21 protein-coding genes are annotated in these 19,729 nt (G+C 35.3%); 7 read left to right on the top strand and 14 right to left on the bottom strand.

All coding sequences use genetic code 11. The features are described 5' to 3' along the window. Window positions 1-4: 4 nt before the first annotated feature. The 11 genes from pseI to ACTCAF_RS02735 all read right to left on the bottom strand — a co-directional run bounded on the left by pseI (window position 5) and on the right by ACTCAF_RS02735 (window position 9,353). Window positions 5-1,021, bottom strand: a complete 1,017-nt coding sequence (pseI, locus tag ACTCAF_RS02685) for a pseudaminic acid synthase (protein WP_463061763.1) — start codon at window positions 1,019-1,021, stop codon at window positions 5-7. After that, window positions 1,018-1,617, bottom strand: a complete 600-nt coding sequence (locus tag ACTCAF_RS02690) for a formyl transferase (protein WP_463061764.1) — start codon at window positions 1,615-1,617, stop codon at window positions 1,018-1,020. Before ACTCAF_RS02690 ends, pseI begins: the two co-directional genes overlap by 4 nt. Further along, window positions 1,614-2,621 carry a UDP-2,4-diacetamido-2,4,6-trideoxy-beta-L-altropyranose hydrolase gene (gene pseG, locus ACTCAF_RS02695; protein ID WP_463061765.1) on the bottom strand — a complete coding sequence of 336 codons (1,008 nt, stop codon included), beginning with the start codon at window positions 2,619-2,621 and terminating at the stop codon, window positions 1,614-1,616. Before pseG ends, ACTCAF_RS02690 begins: the two co-directional genes overlap by 4 nt. 13 nt (window positions 2,622-2,634) lie before the next feature. Continuing rightward, entirely contained in the window at window positions 2,635-3,036 is a 402-nt protein-coding gene (gene vapC, locus ACTCAF_RS02700) for a type II toxin-antitoxin system VapC family toxin (RefSeq protein ID WP_242819129.1), read from the bottom strand. Between the two features lie 2 nt (window positions 3,037-3,038). Further along, window positions 3,039-3,239, bottom strand: a complete 201-nt coding sequence (locus ACTCAF_RS02705) for a type II toxin-antitoxin system VapB family antitoxin (protein WP_242819128.1) — start codon at window positions 3,237-3,239, stop codon at window positions 3,039-3,041. 104 nt (window positions 3,240-3,343) lie between these two features. After that, window positions 3,344-4,189: a cytidylyltransferase domain-containing protein gene (locus tag ACTCAF_RS02710; RefSeq protein ID WP_463061766.1), complete on the bottom strand. Its 846-nt coding sequence runs from the start codon at window positions 4,187-4,189 to the stop codon at window positions 3,344-3,346. Continuing rightward, window positions 4,186-5,406, bottom strand: a complete 1,221-nt coding sequence (gene pseC / locus ACTCAF_RS02715; protein WP_463061767.1) for a UDP-4-amino-4,6-dideoxy-N-acetyl-beta-L-altrosamine transaminase — start codon at window positions 5,404-5,406, stop codon at window positions 4,186-4,188. The genes ACTCAF_RS02710 and pseC overlap by 4 nt, the downstream gene beginning before the upstream one ends. Further along, a complete protein-coding gene (locus tag ACTCAF_RS02720; protein ID WP_463061768.1) occupies window positions 5,393-5,758 on the bottom strand; it encodes a four helix bundle protein in 366 nt (121 codons plus the stop codon). The genes pseC and ACTCAF_RS02720 overlap by 14 nt, the downstream gene beginning before the upstream one ends. Before the next feature lie 44 nt (window positions 5,759-5,802). Continuing rightward, entirely contained in the window at window positions 5,803-6,786 is a 984-nt protein-coding gene (pseB, locus tag ACTCAF_RS02725) for a UDP-N-acetylglucosamine 4,6-dehydratase (inverting) (protein ID WP_463061769.1), read from the bottom strand. A gap of 91 nt (window positions 6,787-6,877) precedes the next feature. Then, the gene (locus ACTCAF_RS02730; RefSeq protein ID WP_242819123.1) at window positions 6,878-7,039 is read right to left on the bottom strand and encodes a hypothetical protein; all 162 of its coding nucleotides are present in this window, start codon (window positions 7,037-7,039) and stop codon (window positions 6,878-6,880) included. Between the two features lie 46 nt (window positions 7,040-7,085). Then, the gene (locus ACTCAF_RS02735) at window positions 7,086-9,353 is read right to left on the bottom strand and encodes a flagellin N-terminal helical domain-containing protein (RefSeq protein WP_463061770.1); all 2,268 of its coding nucleotides are present in this window, start codon (window positions 9,351-9,353) and stop codon (window positions 7,086-7,088) included. A gap of 169 nt (window positions 9,354-9,522) precedes the next feature. On the opposite strand from ACTCAF_RS02735, the gene ACTCAF_RS02740 reads away from it, so the two are divergent. The 7 genes from ACTCAF_RS02740 to arsB all read left to right on the top strand — a co-directional run bounded on the left by ACTCAF_RS02740 (window position 9,523) and on the right by arsB (window position 16,514). Continuing rightward, entirely contained in the window at window positions 9,523-10,695 is a 1,173-nt protein-coding gene (locus ACTCAF_RS02740; protein ID WP_463061771.1) for a nicotinate phosphoribosyltransferase, read from the top strand. Between the two features lie 54 nt (window positions 10,696-10,749). Next, entirely contained in the window at window positions 10,750-11,841 is a 1,092-nt protein-coding gene (locus tag ACTCAF_RS02745; RefSeq protein WP_463061772.1) for a hydrogenase small subunit, read from the top strand. A gap of 12 nt (window positions 11,842-11,853) precedes the next feature. Continuing rightward, window positions 11,854-13,569: a nickel-dependent hydrogenase large subunit gene (locus tag ACTCAF_RS02750; protein WP_463061773.1), complete on the top strand. Its 1,716-nt coding sequence runs from the start codon at window positions 11,854-11,856 to the stop codon at window positions 13,567-13,569. A 10-nt stretch (window positions 13,570-13,579) separates the two neighbouring features. Further along, complete coding sequence (gene cybH, locus ACTCAF_RS02755) at window positions 13,580-14,254, top strand: Ni/Fe-hydrogenase, b-type cytochrome subunit (RefSeq protein ID WP_463061774.1); 675 nt, start codon at window positions 13,580-13,582, stop codon at window positions 14,252-14,254. A gap of 78 nt (window positions 14,255-14,332) precedes the next feature. Then, window positions 14,333-15,046: a metalloregulator ArsR/SmtB family transcription factor gene (locus tag ACTCAF_RS02760; protein ID WP_463061775.1), complete on the top strand. Its 714-nt coding sequence runs from the start codon at window positions 14,333-14,335 to the stop codon at window positions 15,044-15,046. Further along, window positions 15,043-15,465, top strand: coding sequence for an arsenate reductase ArsC (locus ACTCAF_RS02765; RefSeq protein WP_463061776.1), 423 nt, complete (start codon window positions 15,043-15,045; stop codon window positions 15,463-15,465). The genes ACTCAF_RS02760 and ACTCAF_RS02765 overlap by 4 nt, the downstream gene beginning before the upstream one ends. 2 nt (window positions 15,466-15,467) lie before the next feature. Continuing rightward, window positions 15,468-16,514 carry an ACR3 family arsenite efflux transporter gene (gene arsB / locus ACTCAF_RS02770; protein ID WP_463061777.1) on the top strand — a complete coding sequence of 349 codons (1,047 nt, stop codon included), beginning with the start codon at window positions 15,468-15,470 and terminating at the stop codon, window positions 16,512-16,514. Window positions 16,515-16,679: 165 nt separating this feature from the next. On the opposite strand, the gene ACTCAF_RS02775 is transcribed toward arsB, so the two are convergent. The 3 genes from ACTCAF_RS02775 to ACTCAF_RS02785 all read right to left on the bottom strand — a co-directional run bounded on the left by ACTCAF_RS02775 (window position 16,680) and on the right by ACTCAF_RS02785 (window position 19,729). Further along, a complete protein-coding gene (locus ACTCAF_RS02775) occupies window positions 16,680-17,294 on the bottom strand; it encodes a transposase family protein (protein ID WP_463061778.1) in 615 nt (204 codons plus the stop codon). Between the two features lie 509 nt (window positions 17,295-17,803). Further along, the gene (locus tag ACTCAF_RS02780; RefSeq protein WP_463061779.1) at window positions 17,804-18,133 is read right to left on the bottom strand and encodes a sulfurtransferase; all 330 of its coding nucleotides are present in this window, start codon (window positions 18,131-18,133) and stop codon (window positions 17,804-17,806) included. Window positions 18,134-18,376: 243 nt separating this feature from the next. Beyond that, on the bottom strand, window positions 18,377-19,729 hold the full coding sequence (locus tag ACTCAF_RS02785) for a sigma-54-dependent transcriptional regulator (protein WP_463061780.1): 1,353 nt from the start codon (window positions 19,727-19,729) through the stop codon (window positions 18,377-18,379).

A 19,729-nucleotide genomic window follows, 5' to 3' on the forward strand; every position in this document is an offset into this window, starting at 1 on the left:
CTCCTTATTCTGTAATAAATTCTAACTTTAGTGGCGTGCCCTTTGCAAGGTCATATTTTGCCTTTTTACCCAATACACTTTTTAAATATTTAGGATGTAAGCCGTAGCCAGGTCTTATAGAGCGAATGTTATCATTAGTCAAAAAATCACCTGCTTTAATGTCTTTAACTACAAATAGACTCCTTGCAAAAATCCTACTCTTCTCCACTTTTTCCGATATTTCATACGTAACTTTGCCAAGAGCTTTTTCTACTTCTCTGATAGACTTTACCATTTCTGCAAATTTCTTTGGCTCTAAAGAAAAAGCAGAATCTGGTCCACCAAGTTTTTTATCGAGTATGAAATGTTTTTCAATTACTTGTGCACCAAGTGAAACAGCTGCAATTGGTGCAGATATACCAAGTGTGTGGTCAGATAAACCTACCTTTACTCCAAACCTACTTTTCATATCAGGTATAGTCAATAAATTAGCCTCTTCAAGTGGCGCAGGATATGCTGATGTACATTTCAACAAGGTAATATCTTCACAACCATTCTTTCTACAAGTTTCCACGGCAAGATCGATATCTTCGATTGTAGCTATCCCAGTGGATATGATAATTGGCTTACCCTTAGAGGCAATATATTCAATTAAAGGTAAATCAGTAATTTCGAAGGAAGCAACTTTATAGATTGGAACATTTAATTCTTCTAAAAAATCTACAGATGTTTTATCAAAAGGTGTGGAAAAGAAGGTAAGACCAAGCTTCTCGGCTAACTCTTTCAATTCAAAATGCCATTCCCATGGAGTGTAAGCTTGTTTGTAAAGCTCATACAGTGTCAGACCATCCCAAAGCGTACCTTGTTTAATCTGAAAATATTCATTATCGCAATCTATCGTCATAGTATCAGGAGTGTAAGTCTGTAGCTTAACTGCATCAGCCCCTGACTCCTTCATTGCATAAATCGTTTCTTTTGCAATGCTCAAGTCATGATTATGATTGGCTGAAAGTTCGGCTATGATGAAGACATTGTTATTCATATTAACCCTTTCTCATTAATGATATGTTTTAAATCTGAAATTTTGGTATGCCAGAATTCATCTCCAAAGTATTTTAGCAAATCATCAAGCTCATTTTTCTTGTGCATAGTTGCTTTTCTATTATCCTGTTTTTTAGGAATAAATACACCTCTTTTTATTTTATCCCAATTTTCTTTAAATAAATTTTGAATTTCAGTATTCAATTTTTCATAAGATGTAAAAAAAGTTTCTTTATTCTCATCAAACTGTACCTCTTTTTGAAAAATGATGTCCCCTGTATCTAATCCCTCATCAATCAAATGAATTGTAACACCTTTAGGAGTATTCTCTATAAAGCTCCACACATTTGGGTGTGCACCACGATTATAAGGCAGTAGTGAAATATGAAGATTAATAATTTTATTTCTAAATAAATTCACAACTTCTTTAGAAATAATATACCTATAATTATAACTGATTATTAAATCAGGGTTAAAATTATCAAATAGTTTTGAACTTAATTTTTCATTATAAATTAATGTATCAGCATTATTTAGTTTTAGCCATTCACAGAGACTATTTGAGACTGCATTATTAGATAGAAATAAAATCTTCATTTGATAGAATAACTAACCTCACTAATTAGTTTATTTACGATATTTAATACGCCTACACAATGAATAAATTTTTTGGTACACTCTGAAGAAAAATATCTTAATGAATAATTATGATACTTGTTCAGCATGTTAATTAAGTTAGTGACAAAAGTATCATCTCCCCACCAACCTGCATTTTCTAAAAATCCCAAATCCTGCCATTTGGTAACATTTCCAATCTGATTTTCTGCTACTATAATGGCAATTGTCGGCACACCTACTCTTGCAAGCTCGTATAAAGTTTGCCCACCGGCTGAAATAGCAATATCACTTTCAAGCATTACTTCTTTCATCTTTTGAGCATCAGGAAAATATATTAAAGCTGTATTTTCATCTGAAGCTTTTTCTATCTCTTTTATATTCTTAAAACCTTTACCAATTATAACATTCTTTTTAATATTCGGATAGTTTTCAGCCAATAATTTTAAAACTTTTGGCGTCATATTACGAAAATCATCACCGCCAAATGTAATCATTATACTTTCTACATTCTCTTTTATCTTTTTTTCCGGCACTTCCCAAAACTCTTTTCTAAGTGGCAAATATTCTAAACCTAGCAAATAATTAATATCATCTCTTTTAGGATAAACTAAATATTTAGCATGAATATTACCATTTACTACAACTCCGCTTGGATATTCTATTCTATTATTATCATCATAATAAACTGGTAATTTTACTAATTTGCTAATTTTCTCATAAAGAGTTAAATCTGCCAAATAACTATCAATTATAGCAATATCTGCATCTTTAATCATATCAAAAAGTCTTTTTTGATTATCAATCCAATTAAAAATTTCGTATTCAGTTTCTTTCAGATACTCTTCAACAGATTCATCACCATTAATAATAAATTTTGGCTTTATATTTTTAATTTCAAATGCCTGATAAATTGCAATCATCCTCATAAGATGACCAAATCCTATATTTTTACCTGCTTCAGTCAGAATATAAACATTTAACAAGCTATTCTCCAAATCATTGATATATTTTCAAACCTGTTATAACTTTTGTTACATTATCAAAATCTCTATCATTATGTAAAAGGTATAAATCGTTTTCCAAAGCAGTTTCGACAATTAACATATCAATAGTACTTCTAACTGTTATCCCCTTTTTTCTACATTCAAAATAATATTTTGCTGCATTTTCGTATGATTTTAGACCTAATTTTAAATAATAAAATTTCAAAGATGACAAATAATCATTTAAAATATTAAATTCTTTTGATGTTGCAGCACCTTGCAATATTTCCTGATAAATCAAATTGTTTATACCAAATTCTATCCCTCTATCAATTATAAAATCAAGTTTATCAGTTTTATCGTTACAATTACCTTTTAAATAATCAATTAAAACCGAAGTATCTACTAAAATCAATTTTACATCCCTATTCTCATTGATTTATAATCATAATCTTCATTAAACTTTATTTTACCTTTTAGCTCTTTAATATTTTTTCTTTTTAGATTTTCTACAAATTCTTTTAAAGCAGTATTCACTAACTCTTTTTTAGTTTTAATATTAGTGAGTTTCATAGCTTCTTCCAATAACTTATCATCTATCACAATATTTGTCCTCATAATACACCTCCATATACACATTATAACGCCTTCAAAAATCTTTGCAATTATTTATTTAAAGTATTACAAATAGTTATAAAACTAATTCAGTTTTTTTATATTTATCATTCTTTTGCTACAATATTTTCCAAAAAATTTGCACTGTTATATAAATCTTGCAATTTTAAAACCTTTACAGCTTCAGATACTTCATCGCTCAAATTTGTAAAAATCTTCTTTTGCACAACTTTTTTATTTATCAGCTTCAGCCAAGGTTTTTGTCCAAAAAGTTTCACAATATCTAAGGCTTCAAAATACTCATTTTCATAATATAAATAATCAAATACTGCACATAAAAGTGCATAATCCTCTTCCACGTCAAGTGTAATTCTAATATCTGGTGCAGTTAAATATTGTGGAGCTTCAATAGATGATATGTTAAACTTATCTTTATTCGTGGTATGTATATAAGGGCATACATGCTCTCTTTCAAATATTTCTTTAGCTTCAAAATATGCCTTTTCAAGTGCATCAAAAGAGATTACTTCAACATCTAAACCATGAGGGAAAGCCCTTTTAATCGTGTTAGATGTATAATCTGCATTTTCATTTAAGTGTTTTTCAACTGCTAAATCAATAATATTCCAATCTATACAAGGGCAATCGGAAGTTACTCTGACTATTGCATCAAGATTATTTTCCTTAGCAGACAGATAATATCTGCTCAACACATCATCTTTACTCCCCTTAAACCATCTTACATTTTCTTTGTCAGCTATTTTTACAATTTCCTCATCTTCACTATCTGTAGTTGTTGCAATTATCACTTCATCTAATGATTGTGCTTTTAATACTCTTCTAATAACTTGCTGTAAAACAGTAATATCACTATCAAAAGGTAGCGATTTTAAAATCTTTTTTGGCAGCCTAGTAGATGATGTCCTTGCCTGAATTATTGCTCCTACTTTCATAAAGATTCAAACACCTCTTGCACTTTATTCACTACAAAATCAAGTTCCTCATTAGTCATCCCGGGGTAAATCGGCAAACTTATCTCACTTCTATAAAATTCTTCGGCCTTTGGACATAATCCATTTTCGTAACCAAGATCTTGATAAAACGGGTGAAAATATACAGGGATATAATGCACCTGGACACCAACACCACATTCTCTTAATTTATTAAATAGTTCACGTTTTTTTTGTTTCAAGCTGTCTTTAAGCTTTATAGGATATAAGTGATAACTGTTATACGCATACTCCTTTTCAACAGGCAATTCAAAATATGGATTGTTAACAAAAATTTCATTATACTTTTGCACAATACCTCTTCTCTTTTCAACAAAACTATCAAGTTTTTTCAGCTGACTTACCCCCAAAGCCGCCTGAATATCGGTCATTCGATAATTATACCCCAAAAGTTGCATTTCATAATACCACTCACCCACAAACGTTGAACTTTGAACGTTGAACTTTGAACTATCTTTTGTAATTCCATGATTTCTAAACATCAGCAGCTTTTCATAATATTCTTGCTTATTTGTCAAAACTGCTCCACCTTCGCCCGTTGTAATATGTTTTACCGGGTGAAAGCTAAACACAGTCATATCTGAGAATTGACAAGACCCCACATTGAACGTTGAACGTTGAACTTTATACCTTGCCCCTAATGCATGACAAGCATCTTCTATAACTTTTAAATTATACTTGTCAGCAAGCTCTTTTATTTTTTTCATATCACAAGGCTGTCCAGCGTAATGAATAGGAACAATTAGTTTTGTCTTATCCGTAATTTTGCTTTCTATTTTTTCACAATCAATATTCCCAGTATTTTCCTCAATATCTACAAATACAGGCCTTGCACCTAAATATAAACCGGCATTACTTGTCGCAGCAAAAGTCATCGGTGAAGTTATAAACTCATCATCTTTTGTTAGTCCTGCAGCAAAATAAGCTCCATGTAAAGCAGACGTTCCACTGTTAAACGTTACAGCATACTTTACACCACAATATTCTGCCAATTTTTCTTCAAATTCCTTTATCTTTGGACCCTGAGTGATAAAATCTGACTTTAACACTTCAACAACAGCCTGTATATCATCGTTGTCTATAGATTGTTTTCCGTAGGGGACTGCTCTGGGATTTGACGCTTTGATGTTTTGATGTTTTGATGTTTTATTTATTTTCATCGTGATACCTTATAAAATTTGTAATCATTCCTGCTAATCTTTGGCAAATACTTTCAATTTTATCAAATTCACCCAATTTCAGATAATTAAGTTCCTTAGCTATTTCTATTTGTGTTTGCAATTCGCTTAATGAACCTTTAGAAATATATAAAAACCTTATAAAATCTTTTTTAGTATTTCTTTCATAACCTTCTGCTATATTAGAAGGAATAGAAACAGCAGTCCTTCTTACTTGATCTCTTAAATTAAAATCTTTTTTAAACAACTCATTTTCAGTTATTCTGTATATATAAACAGCCAAATCTTTCGATATCTTCCAAATTTCTAAATCTCTAAAAGTAGTTAAACTCATAATCTTACACCCTCACAACTCCATCACCTCATAACTCCATAACTTCACAACTCTAAGCCACTTATTATCTCTAATAACTCATCTTTCGTTAACCACCAACTATTATTGTCACTCCTATAAGAAAATCCTTCAGGCAATTCTTTCCCACCGTTGCCAAAATCTTTTGGTGCTTGCCAATTCAAAAATTCAGGGATAATCCTATAATGGTCATCATACTCTCTGGTGTGTCTTGCATCGTCTTCAGGAATCATTACTTCATGCATTTTCTCTCCGGGTCTTATCCCTACTTCCTCTATATCTGCCTGAGGCGCAATGGCTCGAGCAAAATCTTCCATCCTCATACTCGGAATTTTCGGAACAAATATTTCACCACCCGTCATATATTTAAATGCCTTTAACACAAGCTCGACTGCTTGTGGCAAGGTAATCCAAAATCTTGTCATATCTTTATGAGTTATAGTTAATTTGCCTTCCTCTTTTTGCTTTAAAAAAAGTGGCAGCACCGAGCCACGACTTCCCAAAACATTTCCGTATCTCACCACCGCAAACCTTGTAACTCTGCCTCCGGCATATGAATTTCCAGCCACGAAAAGTTTATCAGAGCAAAGTTTTGTTGCACCATAAAGATTTAATGGATTTGCAGCTTTGTCTGTAGAAAGAGCAATCACTTTTTTTACACCGTTATCAATGCAGGCCTCAATTACATTTTGAGCACCCAATATATTTGTCTTTATTGTTTCAAATGGGTTGTATTCCCCAGCAGGCACCTGTTTTAAGGCAGCGGCATGTATTACATAGTCTATTCCATAAAATGCTCTGTAGAGTCTGTCCTTATCCCTCACATCACCAAGAAAAAACCTCAGTCTTTTATCATGCCCAAACTCACTTTTCATTTGATATTGTTTAAACTCATCTCTACTTAAAATTACTACCCTCTTAGGGTTAAAATTCTCAAGAACATACTTTACAAAACACTTCCCAAATGAGCCTGTGCCACCAGTTATCAAAACATTTGCACCATTAAACATGTTTCCTCCAGAAGAAACTTTTTCCCATTTGCCATTATATTGTAAATGAATATCAATTTTTGTGCCATAAAAAAAGGGGCGTGAAGCCCCTTTAAATTTTTATGCTCTCTGTTTTCTTGACAATTGTCACCTTCCCGGCTTCAAATTTTACTTCCAGCGACCCATAATATTGATTCTGAAACATATCTCTCAAAATTTCATACAATTTTGTTAGTTGCGATTTATCATTGTTTTTCATATTTACAGCAGCCATAATTTACCTCCATGTAAAGTTATTTCACAATCCTTGTGATTTTAAATTAACCCTGTAAAAGCTGTAATGCCATCTGTGGTACCTGATTTGCCTGTGCAAGCATTGCAGTACCTGCCTGACTTAAAATCTGGCTTCTTGTAAACTGTGACATTTCTTCAGCCATATCAAGGTCTCTAATTCTTGATTCGCTTGCAGTCATATTTTCATGGGCAACACTCAAGTTTGCAATTGTATGCTCAAGTCTGTTAATCTGAGCACCAATAGTAGCTCTAATTGTAACTACCTGAGTAAGGGCCCTGTCGATGTCAGGAATAGCCTTCTGAGCCAACTTTTGAGAAACAATCAAAGTATTCTCAAGCCCAAGACCTTTAACATCAAGCTGAGGAATAGATACTGCAAGTGTCTGCCCCTGATTTGGCCCTATCTGTAAATCGGTTGAATTATCAACTACATGGAGGAAATATTCATTTGAAGATGTATTTTCTTTAAATTTTATGGTTTCACTTGTTGAATCCCAGTAAGACTCAACTGTAGCCCTGGAATCAATGACAAGTTCCACACCTTGAATGACGCCATTTACCCTGTCATTGCCAGTTTCATCCACACCTATCAAATCTCCGGTATGAGCATCTTTAATCGTCACAAGTGTTGTATTACCAACTGATTCCTGAATTTCTGCCAGAGAAAGTGCATCAATAAGTCTCTGATCACCACTGAAAGCTATTTCACCAAGCTCACCGGTCAATGCAGTCTGGATTACAAAAGTACCTTTTACAGTCCTGTTGCCATTATCACTTGGCACAGAAACATAGTCTACAAGGTGCGAATTTACCTGCTCATCTGTTGAGCCAAGACCAAGCTCATTTACCAGTGCATCAGTCAATTTTGTCTCAAAATCGCTGATAGTATCATCCCCCTCAAGGTAGATTGTGGCACTTTTTCCATTACCCCAGATTGTAAGCTCCTGTTTATTTTCAAACAGGTTATTGCCATCAGCATCGATAAACCTTTCAATATCCTTTAATTTTGTAGTCGTTGTGGCAGCCTCACCACCACCGGCGATATGAAGTGTGCCAAAACCTGAGTTAATCGTACCATCAGTTTTTCCAAATACAATATCCAGACTTCCAATATTTAAATTACCAGTCTGTTCATCCAAGTCAGCAAGATATATAGTCTTGGTTATCTCTTCAGAAGTAGAAGCAAGTGAATTTGCAGCTGTAAAGTTAATTGTTATTTCCTGCTTTTGCCCTGAAGGCCCATCAGTTATTCCAACAGCACCTTGACCTTGGTTATTTGGTGTTATTCCCCTTGAAACAGAAAATAAAAATCTATCCCCAGTTTGAAATCTTCCTGTTGCAGATACAGTAAATCCAGCAGTTGTAGTTATACCACCGTCTGATATATCCGTATCAGTGCTTGAGCCTAGCAATTCACCTGTAATTGCACTGTAAAAATAAGTAATTGCCGCCGAACCGCTATCACCTGTGATCTCTACCAGAGCATATCCGTCAAAAGTAAGACCTGAAATTGTCGCATTTCCGATAGTCCCAGCAGAACCTGGCTGCAAGAAGGAGCCTATAGTAGCAACAGCAGAACTTGTTGTTACACCTGATCCATGTAGTATCAGTGTATAGTCATTATCTCCTGTTTCCCATAATGATGTAGGATTACTAACTTTGGATATATTTGTGTCATCAGTGGCATTTGCAGTACTGTCAGCATACTCCGCACCAATCTTACCTTCCTGAAGCGTCATAATGTCACTTTTAAATATCTGGCTCTGGCCTATTTTGTTTGCCTCAAAAGTTATCTCATAGTTTGCTTCAGCCACATTGCCTCTGATAAGCGCACTTATTTTGTTGCTGCTTGCCGACCAGAGTGCCGTGCCATCTCCATTTAACAACTTTTTGGTGTTAAACTCTGTTGCGGTAGAAATCCTGTTAATTTCCGCCTTGAGCTGCTCTACCTCTTTTTGAAGCTCCACCCTGTCATTTGAAGTATAAGTACCGTTTGCAGCTTGCACTGCCAATTCACGCATCCTTTGAAGCATTGAAGATACTTCACCAAGAGCACCTTCAGCCGTCTGGAGCATAGAAATACCGTCCTGAGCATTCATCATTGCCCTTTTCAGGCCGCTGATTTGTCCACGCAATTTTTCAGAAATTGCCATACCTGAAGCATCATCTGCTGCGTGATTAATTCTGAGCCCACTTGATAATCTTTCGAGGGATTTACCGAGTGCGGACTGTGTCCCGCCAAGATGCCTTTGAGAATTCAAAGACATGATGTTGTTGTAAATTGATAAACTCATTTTATCCTCCTTGATTTTTTCAATAGAGGTTTACCCTATTAAATTTTCCTGACGCTTCCCTGCGTCTGGGGAAATTATCGGCAACAAGTAAACTTTTCTTTAGAAAAAATTTGCATATTTATTTTTTTTCACTAAAAAAGTGGTATAATTAATATGATTGGAGAAAAAAATGGCCAAATTTGACATTGCATTACCCGAAGATATACTTGCCGGAAAAACTACAGACATATATTTTCTTCGAACTGAAGAAGTCTTAAGAAAAGCACATATCAACAAAAAAGTTACAATGGAAATTGCCCAAAAAGGGATGCCGGAAGAATACCCTTTTGGAATATTCACCGGGCTTTCCAACGTGTTGGAGCTGCTTGAAGGTAAACCGGTAGATATATACGCAATCGAAGAAGGGAGTGTATTTTTTGAAAATACCCCTGTCTTATCTATTGTAGGAAACTATCTTGATTTTGGAGTTTACGAAACGGCAATTTTGGGATTTATCTGCCACGCCTCAGGAATCACAACAAAGGCATCCAAATGTAAATTGGCAGCAAAAGGTAAGACAGTCCTCAGCTTTGGTGCAAGAAGGGCTCATCCTGCCATAAGTGGTATGATTGATAAATACGCTTACATCGGGGGATGTGATGGTTTTTCTGTCCTTTTTGCAGAAGAACTAATCGGCAAAAAGGCAAGCGGTACAATACCCCATGCGTTGATTTTACAAGTAGGGGATACAACAGAGACTATGAAACTGTTCAACATGTACATAGATAAATCAGTGCCAAGAATTGCCCTTATTGACACTTTTAACGATGAAAAATTTGAGACATTAAATGTTGCAAATGCTTTAAAGCAAGATATAAGTGGGGTAAGACTTGATACTCCCGGTTCAAGAAGAGGTGACTTGAAAAAAATTGCCCAAGAAATCAGATGGGAACTTGATATCAGAGGATTCAAACATGTAAAACTTTTTGCAAGCGGTGGTCTTGATGAAAAAAAGCTAACAGAGCTTTCAGACATAATTGACGGATTTGGAGTGGGCACGAGTATTTCAAATGCAAAGATAATGGATTTTTCAATGGATATTGTAGAAATAGATGGTAAGCCCTTTAGTAAAAAAGGAAAAATGTCAGGATTTAAATATGCTTACTCATGTTCCAAATGTTTGCGGCAGTCATTTAGTATTCATGAAAATGACAGCAAAATCTGTCCAGACTGTAATTTGAAAATGACTCTGATTACAAAAAAATTTATGGAAAATGGGAAGATAATTACAAATCTACCATCTGTTGAAGAAATAAAAAATAAAATCATTAATAAGTTTGACTTATTGAAGAAATTTTGTTGAATTATTGATGTTTTTTATATTATAATATGTTGTTCTAATTTATGGGAGGTTTATATGAGCAAATTTCAGAATATTCTTGACAGTTATGGCGTAAGCAGAAGAGATTTTCTAAAGTACTGCACAGCGCTTGGGGCTACATTGTCCCTATCCCCTGCTTTGGCTCCAAAAGTTGCTGAGGCAATCGAAAAAGATGACAGACCACCAGTAATCTGGCTTGAGTTTCAGGATTGTGCGGGAGACTCTGAATCTTTACTAAGATCAAACAGACCAACAGTTGCAGAATTAGTCCTTGACTATTTATCAATAGATTACCATGAGACAATTATGGCAGCAGCCGGACACCAGGCTGAGGAAGCACAGAGAGCAACAGTTGAAAAATACAAGGGCAAATATATATGCGTCGTTGAAGGCTCTATCCCGGTAAATGATGATGGGGTCTATTGTACAATCGGAGGCAAGTCTGCTGTTCAGATACTAAATGAAGTGGGAGGCAATGCTGCATTTGTAATTGCTGTGGGTACGTGTGCGACATATGGGGGACTTCCTGCTGCTTATCCAAATCCTACAGGGGCAAAACGGGTAAAAGAACTCCTTCCGAACAAAACGGTTATAAACCTTCCAGGTTGCCCAATGAATGTGGACAATCTGACAGGGACAATAGTGCACTACCTTCTTTTCGGCGCTCCACCGGTAATGGATAAATTTTTAAGGCCTAAATTTGCTTACGGCAAAAGAATACATGATAATTGTGAAAGAAGAGGCCATTTTGACGCCGGTCAGTTTGTTAACGCATGGGGTGATGAGGCGCACAGACAAGGTTGGTGTTTATACAAAATGGGATGTAAAGGACCTGAAACATTCCATAACTGCCCGACTGTCAGATGGAATGAAGGGACAAGCTGGCCTGTTCAATCAGGGCATGGATGTGTGGGCTGTAGTGAACCGGGCTTTTGGGATACTATGACACCAATATACAACAGGTTGCCTAATATCCCCGGATTTGGTGTTGAAGCCACAGCCACAAAGATTGGCGCTGCTGTAGTGGGAATATCGGCTGTGGTATTTGGTACGCACGGTATAGTAAGCCTTATCAGAAATAAGGGTATGGTCAAAAAAGTAGAGCACGAATTTGAAGATGAAGAGTAGGGAGGATAAAATATGGCTAACAAAAAAATCGTAGTCGACCCGATTACAAGGATAGAAGGTCATTTAAGGATAGAAGCAAAAGTAGAAGACGGTAAGATTGTGGATGCTTGGTCCAGCTCCACAATGTTTAGAGGAGTAGAAAAAATCCTTCAAGGGAGGGACCCAAGGGACGCCTGGTATTTTACACAAAGATTTTGTGGTGTATGTACTACCGTTCACTCTCTTGCATCCATCAGGGCAGTTGAAAATGCCCTTGGCATAAGAATCCCTTTCAACGCAGAAATGATTAGAAACATCATAATCGGTATTCAAAATGTACAAGACCACGTAATACATTTTTACCACCTGCATGCTCTTGACTGGGTAGATATAGTTTCAGCACTCAGTGCCGACCCTAAAAAAACAGCTCAACTTCAGCAGTCAATTTCAGACTGGAAATATTCCAGTGAAGACTATTTTAGAGGTGTGCAAAACAAAGTAGCAGCTTTTGCAAAAACCGGAAGACTCGGACCTTTTGGAAATGCTTATTGGGGGCACAGTGCATACAAACTTCCACCAGAAGCAAATCTTATGGCAGTAGCTCACTATCTTGAAGCATTGAATCTTCAAAAAGAAATTATCAAAATCCATGCTATTTTAGGTTCAAAAAATCCACACCCTCAAACCTTCCTGGTGGGCGGTATGTCTATACCTGTTGACCCTAATAGTCAAAATGCACTTAACGCTGATAAAATTGCAGAAATTAACAAATATATCGCAATGGCAAAAGAATTTGTAGAGCAGGTTTATATACCTGACCTTTTGGCTGTTGCTCCATTTTATCTCGAATGGGCAAAATACGGTGGTGGACATTTAAACTACCTTTCTTACGGCGAATATCCTGAAGACCAAACTGGCTACCCTAACGGGTTGTGGATGCCTGCAGGGGTAATTTTAAATGGTGATTTATCAAAGGTATATGAAGTAAACCAGGAGAAAATTACTGAGTATGTAACACATTCATGGTATGATTACACAGGAGGGGACAGTAAGGCCAAGCACCCTTATGATGGTGAGCAAATCTGGAAGTACACAGGTCCAAAACCACCTTATGAATATCTTGACACCGATAATAAATATTCTTGGGTAAAAGCGCCAAGGTATGATGACAAACCAATGGAAGTTGGCCCTCTTGCAAGGATGCTTATAGGCTATGCTAAAGGGCATAAAGAGATTAAAGAAACAGTTGATTTGGTTTTAAACAAACTTGGGGTAGGGCCTGAAGTGCTTTTCTCAACACTTGGAAGAACCGCTGCAAGAGGTATTGAAACACTTATTACCGTAAACAGATTGCCAAAGTGGGTAAATATGCTCGTTGGCAATATAAAATCGGGTGATCTTGCTATTCACAACAATGAAAAATGGAATCCAGATTCATGGCCAAAGTCAGCAAAAGGATATGGATGGCATGAAGCTCCAAGAGGAGCATTAGGACACTGGATAGTTATTGAAGATAAAAAGATTAAAAACTATCAAGCAGTTGTTCCTTCCACTTGGAATGCTAGCCCGAGAGACACAAACGGCATAAGAGGGCAATATGAAGAATCTCTTATCGGAACACCAATTGCTGATCCTGAAAAGCCGCTTGAAATATTAAGGACAATCCATTCCTTTGACCCATGTCTTGCCTGTGCCGTTCATGTTTATGATGAAAAAGGTGAGCTTAAGTCAAAAGTAAAAGTTTTATAAGGGGGCAGTTATGGCTGATAATAAATGTGCTGCCAGAAGGTATGTTTATGTCTGGGAAGGTCCTGTAAGAATTTCACACTGGTTAAACTTCTTTTGTATAATTTTTCTATCTATAACCGGTGTATATATACATTACCCTTTTGTTACCGCATGTAGCCTTTCCAACGCACCTTATATAATGGGTATAGTAAGGTATTCTCACTATCTGGTGGGGGTAATTTTTGCTTTTAGCGTGCTGCTTAGACTTTTCTGGCTTTTTATGGGAAATTACTATTCAAGCTGGAAATCTTTTTCAAATCCTTTTAAAAAAGAAGATAGAAAAATATTCTGGGGCTACTTTAAATACTACATTTTTCTTGAAAGAAACCCACCTCACGTCTTGGGGCATAACCCGGTTGCACTTGTAGCATATATCGTGCTTTTTAATCTTTTTATACTGCAAATTATAACCGGATTTGCTCTATGGAGTCAGGCAGACCCGAACAGCACAATGTATGCCATTACAGGCTGGATTTTCAATTTTGTCAGCAACCAGTGGGTAAGATTTTATCATTACATCTTTATGTTTTTGGTAGCTGGATTTGTAATTAATCACATTTACAGTGCTGTAATTTTCGACTTTAAATCTCAGTCAGGTGAAATAAGTTCGATTTTTTCTGGATGGAAACCTGAAAGAAGACGCTAATAACCAGGCCCCGATTTGGGGCCTTTTTTTTACAATTTCATATTGACATATCACGATATATGATTATAATCTACTTCCATGATAGATTTTTTAAAGACTATTTCAGACGAGCAGCGTTTAAGAATAATAAATCTTGTCGACCTTAAAAAACTTTGTGTGTGCGACCTTGAATCCACTTTAAAAATCAAACAGTCAACCCTGTCCTCTCACCTTTCAAAATTACGCAAAGTAAATGTCATAGATTTTGAGAAAGATGGAAAGTGGATATATTATTTTTTGAACGATAATCTCGACATTGACTTTAAAAAGATTATATCTATTATTCTCAATAACTTCAGAAAAACAGATATTGCCAAAAATGACATTAATAATTTGGAAAAATTGAATTCAGGATGCAAACAAAAGAAAAATATTATTGTAATCTGTACAAGCAATTCCTGCAGGAGCCAGATAACTGAAGCAATTATAAGAAATTACTCCGATTCTAAGGTTTTTAGTGCAGGCTTAAATCCTAAACCAACTGTAAATGAAAATATAAAAAAATTTCTTGCCAAAAAGTTTCCCGATTTGAAGTTTTTTCCGAAACATATTGATAATTTCAAAGATGATTATTTTGATTATGCAATTTTTGTGTGCAAAGATGCCTATAATTCATCAAAATACAGTGTAAACGCCAAAAATATTTTATTCTGGGACATAGAAGATATCGATAACGACAATGTAACTGAATCAGAAATCAATAATGTTTATAATAAACTCTTAAATAAAGTTAAAAAGGAGCTTTTAAAATGAAAAAGAAACTACTTTTTTTATGCACGGGGAACTCTTGCCGAAGCCAGATGGCAGAAGGATATGGCAGACTATTTCTTGGGGACAAATATGATGTTTACTCCGCCGGGATTGAGAAACACGGGCTTAATCCATATATGGTTAAGGTTATGCAGGAGGATAATGTAGATATCCGCACACACTATTCAAAGACATTATCGGATTTAGGTGAAATAGATTTTGACGTGGTGATTACTGTCTGCGGTCATGCCAATGAAACATGCCCGACATATTTAAAAAAGGCAGAAATTATTCACAAAGGTTTTGATGACCCTGCAAAATTTGAAGGTAGTGAAGAAGAAAAAATAGATGGTTTCAGACGTGTAAGGGATGAAATAAAAAATTATATAAAAAATGAGCTTAGAAATTTATTGGAGAAATAATTATGCAAAAGAAAATGAGTTTCTTTGACAGATATCTCACTCTCTGGGTAGCGATATGCATGATCGCAGGGATTATCGCAGGTAAAATAATACCTGAATTTATAACTGGTTTGAGGGACATTGAATTTGCAAAAGGCTCTCAGATAAATCTTCCTATTGCAGTTTTAATATGGCTTATGATTTACCCAATGATGCTGAAAGTTGACTTTTCTTCAGTGCTAAACGTAGGTAAAAATCCAAAGGGGTTGGTTATTACCGGTTTTGTAAACTGGCTTGTAAAACCTTTCAGTATGGCACTTCTTGGATACATATTTTTTAAAATACTTTTTGTCCCTTTTATCGGGCCAGAGCTTGCTGACCAATATACGGCAGGAGGGATTATTCTTGCTGCAGCTCCATGTACGGCTATGGTTTTTGTCTGGAGTTATCTTGTGGATGGTGATCCCGGATATACTTTGGTGCAAGTAGCTTTAAATGACCTTATTATGCTCGTGGCTTTTGCTCCTATAGTTAAATTTTTAGTAAGCGGCGCTGCAAATCTTATAGTACCTTTTTCCGTACTATTTTACTCGGTAATAGTTTTCATAGTAATCCCTCTTGCTGCAGGTATCATTACAAGGTCATTACTGTTAAGGCTTAAAGGTGAAGAATGGTTTAAAGGATTTTTACAAAAGCTTCATCCTGTTACAATAAGTGCTCTTCTACTTACATTGGTTTTAATATTTGCTTTTCAATCTGACAATATTACAGGCAGATGGTTTCACGTTATCTTAATTGCAATACCGATACTAATTCAGGTTTATTTTAATTCATCAGTGGTTTATTTTTTAATGAAATTATTCAAAGTAAAGCACAATATTGCTGCCCCAGGAGCACTAATTGGAGCAAGTAATTTCTTTGAGCTTGCAGTAGCCACAGCTATTACACTTTTCGGGCCAGAATCAGGTGCCGCTCTTGCAACAGTTGTGGGTGTTTTGGTGGAAGTACCTGTGATGCTTTCAGTAGTTAAAATTACAAATTCAACAAGACATTGGTTTAATTTCAGTTAAATAGTTATCCCTGAAAAATTCGTTTTTGAGCAAATATTGCGATTTTTTTGTACATTTTAGTTTAACTGTTTGTAAAATGCTACGTATGGAACCACTAAATTTTAAGTGCCGCATCCCAAAAGTTCGGTTCTTTGGATACTGTTCGTCATCATTTGTCACAAATTTTTAAGAAAAAAATAAAAGGTGTGCCAAAAGCGCCCTTAAACTATAGCCACAACCAGATAATACAGCGTTTATTTCATTGCCTTCGTGACCTTTAAGATAATTGCAACCCATACGACTGTTTCTTTTGATATGAGAAATCAAAGCTTCAACTGATGCCCGTTTCTTTAATAACCGTCTAAAATAATGACTAAATTTCTTTAAACTCCTCGGAACAACATTAATCTTGATGTCACCTTTATAATTATGACCTCTATAGCCTAAATCTACAAATGCCTCTTCTATTTTATTATCTCCTATAACCTTAGACGCTTCATCCAAACTTATTTGCAAGGTCTTGCTGTCATGAACATTCTTTTTAAAATTTGTTATTCCAATTGCAAAACTCTTAGTCAGACTACCAACTATACCCACTTTATTGCCAAATTCATACCGCTTATGGGTCTTACCCTTACCAATACACTCCACTTCAGGATGATAAAGGCTGTAAAGTTTATTCTTACTGTGTTTGTCACGGGATTGAAGATTACTAAAATAAGATGACAATCTTTTAAATTCAGTACTATCCTTTAAATTATCAGGTAGTTTACGTTCCAAATCTCTATAAAGCCTACCCATATTTGTCTTAATCCTGGACGTTAACCGCTTTGCTTGTGCATATTTACGACTGTGAACAAGACCATTATGGGTTCTTATTGCTCGTTTTGTTACTCGTAAATAACTTTGTTTTAAGCAAACTGAATGGGTCTTTGCATATTTTACCAAATATTTTATCATAGCAAAATAAAGCCTTATGTCCGTAGGGTACGATATATTCTTTTCCTGAACATAGGTTTACCGGGTCGACCTTTCTCACTGTACAGTTTGCCAAACTCTTCTTCTAATTTCTCCCAGTTGATTATTTGGCTCAATTTACATAGCGGATGAAATAGGTCTATTATGTTAACTAATATTGGCTTCAAATGCTCTTCTAAAGGTATATGAGTAGACTTTGGACGCATCAAAAACTCCCAGATAATTGTTGTGTTCTAAGGGATTACTGTAAAAAATATAGCAGAATACTGTACTAATTTCAATATATTATTAATAAGTTACGTTATTTTTCATGGGTAACTATTTATTTGTTGTTATTTTTTTAACTGTTGAACAGGTAAAGCAACAAGGCTTGCCCACTCAAGCCATGAACCATCGTAGATTTTTACATTGTCAATTCCTGCAACATATTTGATTGCAAAATACATATGGGCTGCTCTATCTCCACTGTGACAATATGTAACAATAGGCTTATCTCCATCTACTTTTTTTGCTTTTAGAGCTGCTTTTATATCGTTTGCACTTTTGAAAGTATGAAGAAATTGTAACCGCTTTAATGTATGTTTAATTCCACAATTCTTATTTAAATAACCGGATATGGCAGTAAGATTTAAGCTGCGTGTAGCAAAACAACCGGAAATCATCTCAAGAATATATTTTTGTTACGGCTTTATAAGATAATCGTGAAGGTTTCTTGCAATATTTAACATTTTTTCCTTCACATTTTTAGCAATTTCACCTATCATACACTGCCTCCATATTGTTGTTATTGTTGCTTTTTTTTGTCAAAATCATAATACAACATCTTGGAGGCATTAGCAATTATAAATACCTCTCAAATATAATCTCTTATATAAAAATGGGGTGACGGCAGAGTTTATGAACCTTTATCCCTTAATTTTTATGCCGTATTTTTTTATTTTGGCATTAAGTGTTACTCTTGATATTCCAAGAGCATCAGCCGTTTTTGACAAATGAAAATTATTTGATTTCAGAGCATTTAAAATCATCTCTTTTTCAAGGCTTTCCACCGCTTCATTAATATTATTGAAATCTGTTTCTCTGCCGTAACCAGGATCATTTTCTGTCAAGTTTAATTTGATATGCTCAGGCTCTATTGATTTGCCATCAGCAAGCATAACAGCCGTGTTGATAACATTCTTAAATTCTCTGACATTTCCCGGCCATGTATATGATGATAAAATATCTATGACCTTCTTGTTGAGACAGGTTATACTCTTTTTATACTCCTTTGCAAAAATATTGATAAAATATTTTGCAAGCTGCTCTATATCTTCCACCCTATCCCTTAATGCAGGCAGTTTTATAGTGACTCCACTTACCCTGAAATACAAATCTTGCCTGAATAAATTTTCATCCATAAGTTCGCTTATCTTTTTATTAGTTGCTGCCACAAGCCTTACATCAAGCTTTATCTTTTTTGTCCCCCCCAGATGCTCTATTTCACTGGTTTCAAGGACTCTTAGAAGCTTGGACTGTAGGCCTTTTGAAATTTCACCTATCTCATCAAGAAATATTGTCCCGCCTTGAGCAAGCTCAAACTTTCCCGGTTTTGATGCAGTTGCACCGCTGAATGCACCTTTTTCATAACCAAAAAGTTCACTCTCAAGCAAATCTCTTGGGATCGCAGCACAATTAATCGGCACAAATGCTCCCCTTCTTCCGCTATACTTATGAATCATATTTGCTATTAATTCCTTGCCAGTACCGCTTTCCCCGACAATCAAAACAGGTGTCTTGGTAGGGGATACATTTGCTACAATTTTCAATACTTCCCTTATATCTTTGGAAATTCCTATAAATCCTTTTGAAGTAACATCTTCAACTTTTACATACTCATTTCCGCATATCTCAAATCTTTTATTTTTCTTATACTTTTCAATATATTCTATCAAATCCTCAATATTTACAGGCTTTGTTAAAAAATCTTTTGCTCCAAGCCTGATGGATTCCAAAACGGTATCACTTGTCCCAAATGCAGTTATCATAATTACTGGAATATCAGGAAAATCTTTCTTGATTCTTTCCAATAAATGTAGACCATTTGAGTCACCAAGCCGTATGTCTAAGAATATAAGGGATATATCTGGTGTATTGTGCAATATTTCATATGCCAATCTTGGGGTATCTGCTGTCTCAACTAAATACCTGTCTGCCAAAGACCTTTTTATACTATACCCTAAAGCCTCATCATCATCTATCAATAAAATTTTATCCAT

It is taken from the genome of Deferrivibrio sp., assembly GCF_055117995.1.